This is a genomic window from Frankia tisae, assembly GCF_025403405.1.
GTDB classification, from domain to species: Bacteria; Actinomycetota; Actinomycetes; order Frankiales; family Frankiaceae; genus Frankia; species Frankia tisai.
The window spans coordinates 1-10,533 of record NZ_JANEZT010000239.1 but is presented as its reverse complement, the minus strand read 5'-3'; the positions used below and the strand labels follow the sequence as shown (position 1 = coordinate 10,533).

The 10,533-nt window shown below is 71.5% G+C and carries 9 protein-coding genes; 8 read left to right on the top strand and 1 reads right to left on the bottom strand.

Features of this window, described 5'->3' with window-relative positions; translation table 11 throughout:
• Window positions 1-90 precede the first annotated feature (90 nt).
• The 8 genes from NBZ85_RS20805 to NBZ85_RS20770 all read left to right on the top strand — a co-directional run bounded on the left by NBZ85_RS20805 (window position 91) and on the right by NBZ85_RS20770 (window position 8,824).
• Window positions 91-414, top strand: coding sequence for a hypothetical protein (locus tag NBZ85_RS20805; RefSeq protein ID WP_261558599.1), 324 nt, complete (start codon window positions 91-93; stop codon window positions 412-414).
• A gap of 169 nt (window positions 415-583) precedes the next feature.
• Window positions 584-2,080, top strand: a complete 1,497-nt coding sequence (locus NBZ85_RS20800) for a helix-turn-helix domain-containing protein (protein ID WP_261558597.1) — start codon at window positions 584-586, stop codon at window positions 2,078-2,080.
• An 8-nt stretch (window positions 2,081-2,088) separates the two neighbouring features.
• Window positions 2,089-3,084, top strand: coding sequence for an NAD-dependent epimerase/dehydratase family protein (locus tag NBZ85_RS20795; protein WP_261558596.1), 996 nt, complete (start codon window positions 2,089-2,091; stop codon window positions 3,082-3,084).
• A gap of 217 nt (window positions 3,085-3,301) precedes the next feature.
• The gene (locus NBZ85_RS20790) at window positions 3,302-3,727 is read left to right on the top strand and encodes a hypothetical protein (RefSeq protein ID WP_261558594.1); all 426 of its coding nucleotides are present in this window, start codon (window positions 3,302-3,304) and stop codon (window positions 3,725-3,727) included.
• Between the two features lie 680 nt (window positions 3,728-4,407).
• The gene (locus NBZ85_RS20785) at window positions 4,408-4,896 is read left to right on the top strand and encodes a transporter (RefSeq protein WP_261558601.1); all 489 of its coding nucleotides are present in this window, start codon (window positions 4,408-4,410) and stop codon (window positions 4,894-4,896) included.
• Window positions 4,897-4,998: 102 nt separating this feature from the next.
• Window positions 4,999-7,287, top strand: coding sequence for an ABC transporter permease (locus NBZ85_RS20780; RefSeq protein ID WP_261558592.1), 2,289 nt, complete (start codon window positions 4,999-5,001; stop codon window positions 7,285-7,287).
• Window positions 7,284-8,132, top strand: coding sequence for an ABC transporter ATP-binding protein (locus tag NBZ85_RS20775; protein ID WP_261558591.1), 849 nt, complete (start codon window positions 7,284-7,286; stop codon window positions 8,130-8,132). The genes NBZ85_RS20780 and NBZ85_RS20775 overlap by 4 nt, the downstream gene beginning before the upstream one ends.
• Window positions 8,129-8,824 carry an ABC transporter ATP-binding protein gene (locus tag NBZ85_RS20770; RefSeq protein WP_261558588.1) on the top strand — a complete coding sequence of 232 codons (696 nt, stop codon included), beginning with the start codon at window positions 8,129-8,131 and terminating at the stop codon, window positions 8,822-8,824. Before NBZ85_RS20775 ends, NBZ85_RS20770 begins: the two co-directional genes overlap by 4 nt.
• 125 nt (window positions 8,825-8,949) lie before the next feature.
• Here NBZ85_RS20770 and NBZ85_RS20765 read toward each other — a convergent pair whose 3' ends face one another.
• Window positions 8,950-10,299: an ABC transporter substrate-binding protein gene (locus NBZ85_RS20765; RefSeq protein WP_261558586.1), complete on the bottom strand. Its 1,350-nt coding sequence runs from the start codon at window positions 10,297-10,299 to the stop codon at window positions 8,950-8,952.
• Window positions 10,300-10,533 lie beyond the last annotated feature (234 nt).

The following is a 10,533-nucleotide window of genomic DNA, read 5'->3' as shown; positions in this document are numbered from 1 at the left end:
GTGTTGGTCCGGCGGTGGGGCGGGCGCAATCCTGCATGATGTCCCTCACACCTTGCCGCCTCTTACCCCCAACGACCGGAGTACCTCGACGTGACGACGCCCGCGACCGACCTCGCGCCGGCCGAGTACGCGCCGCGGATGACGCGGTTCTCGGCCGGTCGGCGGCAATTCGACAGGACCTGTGTAGTCACCCAACGCCGTCATGCGATCGTCTTGAGCGTGGACCACAGTAATGCCGGCATCTTCATCGTCGTGGTCGGCGGCGCGTTGCTCGCACTGCTCGTGCTCGGCGGCCGAGCCGGCCGGAGCATCGCCCGCGACGTGTGGAGCCGCATCGGCTTCTTCCGTTGGATACTCGTCGCGATCATTGTCGTGGTAGTCCTCGATCTGTCCGACGGGTTACCCAACCAATGAACGCCACGATGGCAGGAACAGCACTGCATAACGCAAGGCAGCGAAGACGTTGCAGGACGCCACCGGGCCACCTCCGTACGGGGTGGTCGATTTATGTCACTGCGCTCGCAGATGCCCGACTCGTTATGCTCACTTCGCGTAACACGATTGTCGGACGAGAGGACAGCGGGTGACTGGTCACACCTGGCTCTGGACGCCACCGCGGGCCACTCCAGCCAGCGTCGGCGTCGGCCAGCTCCTGAGGGCTTACCGGCAGGCCCACGGTCTGACGCAGCAGCAACTGGCCGATCGGCTGGGTTTCGACCAGTCGTACGTGTCAAAGGTGGAAAGCGGCCGCCGGGCCATCCACGACATCTCGACACTGCGCCACATCGCCCGCAACCTCGCGCTGTCCCCGGAGGACGTGGGCCTGGCGCCCGGCGCGATGGCGGACCGCAGGCGGGACAGCAGCCCACGCAGTCCCGCAGCCGAACAGGTCGCTGCCAGCCAGCGTGCCTGGCGGCTGACCCGAGACCACCTCAACCACCATCGGATCAGCCTCGCCCGGGCCGCGGTGCGGCTCTACCCGGAGACCGACCGGCTCGGCAGCGGCCTGCTGGCCCGTCCGGGCTGGGTCTGGGACCGGCCGGTGGACATCGACGAGGTCGCCCTGCGCTGGCAGGACAAGGTCGAACCGCCGCTGATCCGCGGGGACGAGCCGGAGACGGCCGGCAGCCGCCCGCTGCTCGATGGCGGCAGCCCGCAGACCCGGTACCAGCGCTACACCCGGGCGATGCGCGACCTCGACCGGCCGACGCTGTTCGAGAACCGGCTGAGCTTCCGGCTGCTGGACATCGCCGGCGACGGCACGGCGCCGGTGACGGCGGACAACCGGCCGACGCTGAACTTCGGGCACACGACCTACTTCGACGCCGTCGACGTGTGCGAGACGGTGGCGCACGAGGCGGCCGCCGCGATGGCCGGCACCGGGCTGTCCTGGCCCGCGCTGCCGTTCCGGGCGCGCATCGGCAACCCGTTCGACTTCGGTCGCCGGGTGGCCCTGCCCTCGATCAACACCCTGACGATCCGGCACGATCGGGGCGGCCAGGCGAGTTTCTTCCTGCACCGGCGCAGCGCTGGCTCCGTGGCGACCGCGGGCGGGGTCTACCACGTGATCCCCGCCGGGGTGTTCCAGCCGTCGGGGATCACCGCGTTCCATCACGAGGCCGACTTCGACCTGTGGCGCAACATCATGCGGGAGCTCAGCGAGGAGCTGCTCGGCAATCCCGAGCACGACGGCAGCTCGTCCAGCCCGATCGACTACGACACCGACGAGCCGTTCCGCTCCTTCGAGCAGGCTCGGCGCGCCGGCTCGGTGCGGGTGTCGTACTTCGGCATCGGCCTCGATGCGTTGACCTTGTTCGGCGAGATACTCACCGTCGTGGTCATCGACGCGGATGCCTTCGACAAGCTGTTCGGCGGCATGGTCCAGAGCAACGCCGAGGGTTCCGTCGTCACGGCCGGGCCCAACCGAGCGGTGACCGAGGGCATCCCGTTCACCCACACCTCGCTGCGTCGCCTCGTCGACACCGAGCCCATCGCGCCGTCGGCGGCGGCCTGCCTCGAGCTCGCCTGGCGCCACCGCGAGACGCTGCTGCCCGGCGTGCGCGCGCGGACGGCGTCCTGACCCGGGACATGCGCGTTCTGGTCACCGGTGCGTCCGGATTCATCGGCGGCGTGGTCACGGACGCCCTCGCCGCCGACGGCCACGCGGTGACCGCGATGGTGCGCGGCCACTCCTCGACGCCGGCCTTCGCGCCCGGCGTCGAGGTGGTGGCCGCGGACCTGCTCGACCTGCGGCAGCTCACCGCCGCCGGGGTGGATCGGGGCTTCGACGGGGTGTGTCATCTCGCGGCCCTGACCCGGGTCCGGGAGTCGCGGATGGCCCCCCTGCGCTATTTCCAGGCCAATCTGACGGGCACCGTCAACCTGCTCACGGCGCTGGAGATCGGCACGGAACGGACCGGGGTCGCGCCCGCTTTCGTGTTCGGCTCCAGCTGCGCCGTCTACGGCGACGTCGATCTGACCGGCGTCCCGGAGAGCCGACCACCGGACCCGTCCAACCCCTACGGCGCGTCCAAACTCGCCGCCGAGCGCCTGCTGAGCCACCAGGCCGGCACCGGGCTGATCGGCGCGATCATCCTGCGCTCGTTCAATGTCGCCGGCGCCGTTGCCGGGCGCTTCGACCGGGACGACAGCCGGATCATCCCTGCCGCGATCGCGGTGGCGAGCGGGCGCCGCGACGTCTTCCGCGTCAACGGAGACGGGCACGCGTTGCGGGAGTACGTCCACGTCGGGGACATGGCCGCCGCCTATCATGCGGCGCTGATGGCGGCCACGCCGGGACGCTGCTCGGTGTTCAACGTGGGCAGCGGCATCGGGGTGAGCATCGCCGACGTGCTGGCGGCCGTCGGCCGGGCCAGCGGGCGCCCGGTGCGCCGCGTCCACTGCCCGCCCGTCTCCGAGCCCAGGGCGCTCATCGGGGACAGCCGGCGGATCCGCACCGAGCTGGGCTGGGGCTCGCCCCGGTCCGGCATCGACCAGATCGTCGCCGACGCCTGGCGGTTCGGCCGGGCCTCTGGCGGGACCGGGGTGCCACCACAGCAGCGCAACGTCCCGATCATCACCTGACGTCTCCGACACCGGCTCAAACCGGACGTCCCCCGGGGCTACCGCCTACCGTGCACACCCCGTAGCCTGTAGCGAAGTACGATCTCTGGGCTCTGGACCAGCGCCTCCGGCGCGAGCAGCCTGGGGCCTCATCCCGGACGATCAGATCCGGCGAACGGTCGGACCAACCCGGTCCGTTCGGCCGGCAGGCAGTTTCGACCCGCGGGACAAAGTGATCATGACAGGCTTTCCCGACCCCGAAGGGCTGGCTGTGATGGTGGCGGACCGACACCTGGGCCCACGGCCCTGCCACGTCTACGACTACGACGGCGCCTACCTGGGCTCGTTCACGAGTTGGTCGGCGGCGCACGAGTGGGCCCATCTGCAGGCTGCGATGGGTGGCGTCCCCGGGCCGCTCGAGGTGGAGGATCGGCAGCGCGGGCAGCGCCGGCGCGTCTGGGTGGACCGCTGCGCGGACCTGCTCGCGGCAGCCGAAACGCCGGCCGGGGCCCCCGCCCCCTGGGCCGTCGGGTCCGCAGCCGACCACACCGGGTCTCCCGCCGACGACCATGCCTCGGTCATCGCGCCGCTCGGCGCCGCGGTGCTCTGCGACGTCCTCGACGCCCCCACCGGCATTCCCGCGCAGCCCCGCCGGTCGGACTGATCCGCCCCGGCCACGGGCCAGGCGGGCGGGCCAGCGCCCCCGGCGCGGCGACCGCTTCCGCAATCCGGACCCCGAAATCTCCGCCGATGGCCCGAAAGGGCAACTTCCCAACACGAGAAACCCAACACATCGGCATCGCCGGCGGATGCGAGGGCCGGGCGGCGGGTGGCGCCGACCGGCACGAATCCGGCGCAGGCGCCGGGACGTGCGGCGGCCGGCCCTCGGGCCCGCCTCGGCCCGCGGCCCTCCGGCCTGGGCGAATCGTGCTGCGCCCGCCTGCCGCGCTGCTCGGGCGGGACGCCACACCGGCGGATCCGGGCGCCGGCCTGCGCCGGGAGCGTTGCCCGCCGGAGCCGGTTCGCGGGCCCGGGCCGGCCGGCAGCGGCGAACCGATCGTCCTGGGGTCGACGGGCGTCGGCATAAGCCCCAGACTGTCCGTAGGCGGACATACCTGACTGCCCTCGTGGACGTTGGCCTATCCTCGTATACCGAATGCGACGAAGCCTCCTGTGCCGTCGGAGCTCGCCGAGAACATCCGTGGGCCACCCGACAGAGCACCTGTTCAGCTCCGAGCACTAATCTGACGTCTGTCGTGACCCGGATCATCGACCGGGACGGGCGCCAGGCGGGACACCGCGCCCGAACGACCGGTGACGAGACGCTCCATGGGGGAGACGAAAGTGGACGAGCAGACCGCTGGGACCGGTAATCCGCGGCCCACGTCGCGCCTGGTGGTCGACGTGGTCCGTGCGCTGCGCGGATGGGTGGTGGCGGCGGCCGGCGGCGTTCTGCTTCTCGGCTGCTACCTGGGCGTTTCCAAGGAGACGGATGTCGCGCTCCAGCTACCGTACGTGGTGTCTGGTGGTTTCGGCGGGTTGGCGCTCGTCCTGATCGGCAGCGCGTTGCTGGTGGCCGACCGCTTCGAGGCGGCCCAGGCTGCGCAGGCCCGCACCGTCGGCCAGGTCGACGACCTGCACTCGCTGATCATCGCGGCCGCCACCACCGGCGCGGAAGTCGGCGGCGAGGCACCCACCGCCCCGGCCCAGGCGTCCTACCAGCAGCAGGCCGCCGCCCCGCCGCAGAATTCCTACTTCAACTCGACCGGCGACGCCGTGGCGGGTGGGCCCGCGCGCCCAGCGGGAATCAGCGCCCCCGGCCCGCGCGCCTGACCCGCCGGCGTCTCCCCGCGTTGCGACGGCGCCCCGGAAGGCGAGCGTTCCCGTGATCAGACTTGACCCGACCGGCGACGGCGGACGCCGAGAGGGTGACCGATGACCAGCATTGACCTGGCGCTGGCCGGCGTCTCGCTGGGCGCGATCGCCGCCCTGTCCGGCATCGGCCTGTTGGTCACCTATCGCACCAACGGCGTGCTCAACCTCGCTCAGGGCGGGATCGCCACCCTGGTGGCCTACGTCTTCCGCGAGATGGTCGTCGAGTGGAACCTGCCAATCTGGCTGGCCGCCGTGATCTCCCTCGCCGTGGTGTCCCCCGGCATCGGGCTGCTGCTCGAACGGCTCGTGTTCCGGCCGCTGGCCCGCCGCCGGGCGTCGGCTGCCGAGTCCCTCGTCGCCAGCCTCGGCGTGCTGGTCCTGAGCCTGGGCATCACCGCGGGCATCTGGGGGCTGGGGTCGCGCAGCGACGCGCCCAGTATCTTCCCGAACTCGTCGGTCCGGCTGTTCGGCGACACTCGGATCGGGGTCGACGCCCTGGCCGAACTGGTCATGGTCATCGTGTTCGCCGGGGTCATCGGGGTCATCGCCGCCCGGACCGCCTTCGGCCGCCAGATCCGGGCCGTCGTCGACGACCGGCAGCTCGCCGAGCTGTCGGGCGTGCCCGCCGACAAGGTCGCGGCCGCCGGCTGGGCCGCCGGCACCACGATGGCGGGGCTGACCGGCATCCTGCTCGCCCCCCGCTTCCAGCTCACCCCCTACGGCCTGACCCTGCTGGTCCTGGAGACCTTCGCGGTGGTCGTGGCCGCCCGGCTGTCGAGCATGCCGGTCGCGGTCCTCACCGCGCTGGGCATCGCGATCCTGCAGAGCGAGCTCAAGCAGTTCACCCTGCACGGCGACGCCGGCCAGATCCTGACCGTGCTCCAGTCGAACCTGTTCATCGTCGCCCTGCTGGTCCTGCTGCTGGCCGTCCCGAAGCTGCGGGAGCTGGGTTCGGGCGACTCCGGCGCGACGGCGAGCTTCTCCAGCCGCGGTGCGCCGCCGTCCGGGCGGGTCAGCGGGGTCCGGCTGCGTCGGGACTATCTCGGCAAGCTGGGCGGTGGGGCGCTGCTGCTCGCGCCGCTCACCTTCGCACCCTCCGACCTGCGCTCGGCGTTCATGGTGCCGGCGTTGGCCCTGATCTTCCTGTCAATGGTGATCGTCACCGGCTACAGCGGGCAGCTCTCCCTCGGGGCCGCCGGCTTCGCGGGCCTCGGCGCGCTGCTGTCGCTCAAACTCGCCAACGGCGACCTGTTCGGCCTGCCGGCGCTGCCGGGAATCGCGTCGATGTTCGTCGGTGCACTGTTCGTCGCCCCGATCGGCCTGATCACCGGCTACCCGGCGATCAGGCGCCGAGGACTGACGCTGGCCCTGACCACCTTCGCCGTCGGCGCGGTCGTGAGCCGGTTCGTCTTCGAGCAGCCCACCTTCGCCACCGGGCTGTACCTGGACCCGCTGACGCTGTTCGGCTGGGAGCTGTCCGAGAAGGCCTTCTACGTCTTCGAGCTGATCTGCCTGGGCATCGGCCTGCTGGTGGTGCGCAACCTGCACCATGGCCGGCTCGGCCGGGCCCTGCTCGCCCTGCGCGACCACTCCGAGGGCGCGGCCGCGGTCGGCGTCGACGTGCGCAACCTCAAGCTGCTGGCGTTCACCGTCTCCTCCGTCGTCGCCGGGCTCGGCGGGGCGTTGCTCGTGCACAGCAGCTACTCGTTCTCCGCCGACGACTTCGCCCCGCTGCAGAGCCTGCTGTGGTTCACCGCGGTCGTCGTGTTCGGCGCGGACAGCGCGGCCGGCGCGATCGTGGCCGCCGCCTTCATGGTCACGATCGACGTGCTGGCCCCGGCCGGGTCGTCGACGCTGGCCATCGGCATCCTGGCGCTCGCCCTGGGGTGGATGCCCGGCGGACTCGCCTCGGCCGTGCGCGGCGGACTCCGGCTGCTCGCCCAGTACCTCGCCGACAGCTTCGTCGACCCCAACCAGCGCGCCCCCCGGCCGGTGCCGGTGCGCATCTCCGCGGTGGGTCACCTGCCGGCCACCACCGGCATCACCGGCATCACCGGCATCCCCGGGATCGGCTCGACCCTCGGGGCGGCCCGGGCCGGGCACTACGCCCGCTGGCCACTGTCCGGTAACCGGTACGTGCTGCCGCCGGGCGCCCCCAGGCTCACGCCGTTCGGCGCCAGCCTGGTCACGATGATCGAGCAGTACGCCGCCGCCCAGACCGCGGTGGCCCGCCAGCGGCAGGCCACCGACTCGGACGGCGCCCCGCGCCCGGCGGTGCCGCAGCCGACCGGCCCGGCACCCACCGGCGCCGGGGCCGGGGCCCACCCAGCCGAGGGAGGCCGGGCATGAGCCGGCACGTGCTCCAGGCCGTGGGCCTGGTCCGCCGCTACGGCGGCCTGACCGCGGTCGACCACGTCGACCTCGTCGCCCCACCGGGCATGATCACCGGTCTCATCGGGCCGAACGGCGCCGGCAAGTCGACGCTGTTCAGCCTGCTCACCGGCGTCGAACAACCCGACGAGGGCAAGGTCGTCCTCGGCAGCACGGACATCACCAGCATGCGCCCGGACATCCGCTCCCGGCGTGGCCTGGTGCAGACCTTCCAGGTCCCCTCGCTGTTCCCCACCCTCACCGTCGCGGACAACCTGCTCGTCGGTGCGGAGAACCGGCGCCGGGACTACGCCGGCGGCCTGCTGGGCCTGTCCGCACAGGGCCGGAGCCGGATCAGCCACAGCGCTGAACGCGTGCTCGAACGGCTGGGTCTGGCCCCGAAGGGACCGGTGACCCAGATCGTCGAGGAGGTCCTGGACTCCCTCGGCCTGTCCGACGTGCGCGACACGATCGCCGGGACGCTGCCCACCGGGGCGCTGCGGCTGGTGGAGTTCGCCCGGGCACTGTGCGCGCGCCCGGACATCCTGCTGCTCGACGAGCCCGCCAGCGGCCTGGACAGCGAGGAGACCGCCAAGCTGTCGCAGCTGCTGCGGCGGACCGCCGCCGACGGGGTCGGCATCGTCATCGTCGATCACGACGTCGACCTCGTCTTCTCCGTCGTCGACCAGGTGTACGCGATGGTGGGCGGACGGGTCGTCGCGTCCGGCGACCCGGAGACGGTCCGCAACGACCCGACCGTGCGGTCGGTGTACCTGGCGCAGGCACCCCTCGCCGCGGCGGGGCACTCCGGGGAGGCACGTTGACGACGGCGACCGCCGAGCTCGCACTGACGGGAGCCCGCGCCGGCTACGGCACGGTCGAGGTCCTGCACGGCCTCGACCTCGCCATCCCGGCCGGGAAGGTGACCGCGCTGCTGGGGGCGAACGGCGCGGGCAAGTCCACCACGCTGCGGGTACTGTCGGGGCTGATCCCCTTGCGGGCGGGCGCCCTGACCTGGCGCGGCGAGGACATCACCCGGCTGTCCACCGTGGACCGGGCGCGCCGCGGCCTGATGCTGGTGCCGGACGAGCGGGCCGTGTTCGCCACCCTGTCGGTCCGGGACAACCTGCAGATCATCGCCGAGACGAGCGGGCATCCCGACATCACCCCGGCGCTGGAGTCGTTCCCTCGACTGCGCGAGCGGCTCTCCCAGCGGGCCGGTTCGATGTCCGGTGGCGAGCGCCGGATGCTGGCCCTCGCCAGGGCCCTGCTCGCCCGCCCGTCGGTGCTCATGGTCGATGAGCTGTCGCTCGGCCTGTCACCGAAGGTCGCCGCGGACCTGTTCGGCTGGCTGGCGACCGTGGCCGCCTCCGGCACCACGGTCCTGCTCGCCGACCAGTACACCGAGCAGGCGCTGGCCATGGCCGACCAGGTCTACGTCCTGCACCGGGGAGAACGGTCCTTCGCCGGCACGCCCGCCGAGTTCGCCGGCGGCGCCGCCACCGCCACCGCCTGACCGCTCAAGCCGCCTGCAACGAGCTCAGCCGCCTGCCAACGAGCCGGGCCCCGACCAGGAACCACCCGCAGGTGCGGAGGTCCCGGCCGGGGCCCGAATCCGGTGGCGGCCATCGCCGCCGGCCGTCAGCCTGCCGAGTAGGGCAGGTTCGGGACGGTGAAGCAGTTCGTGTTCATGTCCTTGACCTGGGTCTCCCAGCCACCCTTGCCGCCGTTCGCCGAGTCCTTCCAGCGGGCGACGTTCAGGCAGTTCTTGTCCTCTGTGGGAGGCTGCGGAGCCTTCTTGAAGTTGCGGCCGGCCGAGACGAGCAGCCCGTGGCCGTCATAGTCCTTGCCACTGTTCATGTACGCCTCGACGCACGAGCGGGTCACGTTCACGCCGCAGGACCGGATCGCGTCGGTCAGCCACTGGGCCGCGGCGTAGCCCTCCAGCGTCCACAGGTTCTCCTTGGCCACCCGCTCGGGCGCCGCTGCCTGGAGGTCCTTCTGGAACTGCGCCACCGCGGGGATCGAGGTGTCCTGGTAGTTGGCCGTGCCGCTGGTCGAGTAGATCGTGCTCCGGCAGATCGGCGACGCGCTGTAGAGCTGGCCGATGTTGTTCGCCCAGCCCTGCGGCGTGGTCACCTTGGCCTGCAGCGGCATCTTCTGGCTCTCGATGGAGTTGCACAGCCGCGCGTTGCCGCCGTCGTCCATCGCGTCGAAGACGATCTGCACGCCGCGCCGCTTGAGGTCGAGCACCGCGGAGTCCCAGTTCGGGGCCCCGAGATTGATCTCCTCCTCGACGACGTTGTAGCCCTCCTTGCGCAGGCCGTCGGCGATCGACTTGGCGTAGCGCTGCGACTGGGCGACGTTGTAGTACACGACCCCGGCCGTGTTGGTGCGCAGATTCTGCTTGAACCAGCGGTAGGTCTCCGTCCCCGCATACAGCGTGCCGTTATAGCCGGGGCGGTCGCCGTTGCGCGGGTAGTAGCTACCGTAGATCGAGTACAGGTGCGGGTACTGGTCGTACTCGGTGCCGACGGGCTGGCCGCCGATGTCGGGCACGCTCTTCGAGTTGATGTACTGCGCACCCGCGTAACTGAAGGCGGTCACACCGGCGAGCGCGAAGACCTTCTCGTCGTCGACGAGTTTGTGCGCGCAACTGACGTTTCCGTCGGGGCTGCCCTTGTCGTCGCACTCGGCGAGGTTCACGCTACGACCGTTCACGCCGCCGGCCGCGTTGAGCGCCTTGAAGTAGGCCCTCGCCCCGTACAGCGATGCGGAGAACGTGTCTGGACCGAAGCCGCTACTCAGACCGGCGATCGTACCGATCTTGATCTCGGTGGGTGTGACCCCGACGTCGGAGGCGGTGTTGTTCGACGCACCGGCCTGCGTGCTGGCGGCCGTGGTCGGCTCAGTGCTGCCCGCCCGGCTGCCGCAGGCGACGAGCGCCAGCGACGACAGCACAACGACGGCGACGAGCGATTTCGCCCGCATGGACATGCTCTCCCCAGGTAGATCGGTAACGCTCGAACGGTACGGCCGGACCGACGCCCTCGATACGTCAGGCTGACGACAGCCAACCAGCCGCCGCCAACTACGTACCGTTACATCAACCGGCGTTGCGTACAAACATGCGGCGCCACCAGCTTCGACGCACCGCAGGCGCGCTCGCGCGCTCCACCGGTGCCTCCTCCGCGGCCGGGGAGCTCTCCCCGCCCACACCTTGAT

What these genes read in the sequence shown, in the direction of transcription:
- NBZ85_RS20795 (WP_261558596.1), top strand. Translation starts at nt 2,089, where the DNA reads ATGCGCGTTCTGGTCACCGGTGCGTCCGGATTCATCGGCGGCGTGGTC.
- NBZ85_RS20790 (WP_261558594.1), top strand. Translation starts at nt 3,302, where the DNA reads ATGACAGGCTTTCCCGACCCCGAAGGGCTGGCTGTGATGGTGGCGGAC.
- NBZ85_RS20780 (WP_261558592.1), top strand. Translation starts at nt 4,999, where the DNA reads ATGACCAGCATTGACCTGGCGCTGGCCGGCGTCTCGCTGGGCGCGATC.
- NBZ85_RS20775 (WP_261558591.1), top strand. Translation starts at nt 7,284, where the DNA reads ATGAGCCGGCACGTGCTCCAGGCCGTGGGCCTGGTCCGCCGCTACGGC.
- NBZ85_RS20765 (WP_261558586.1), bottom strand. Translation starts at nt 10,299, where the DNA reads ATGCGGGCGAAATCGCTCGTCGCCGTCGTTGTGCTGTCGTCGCTGGCG.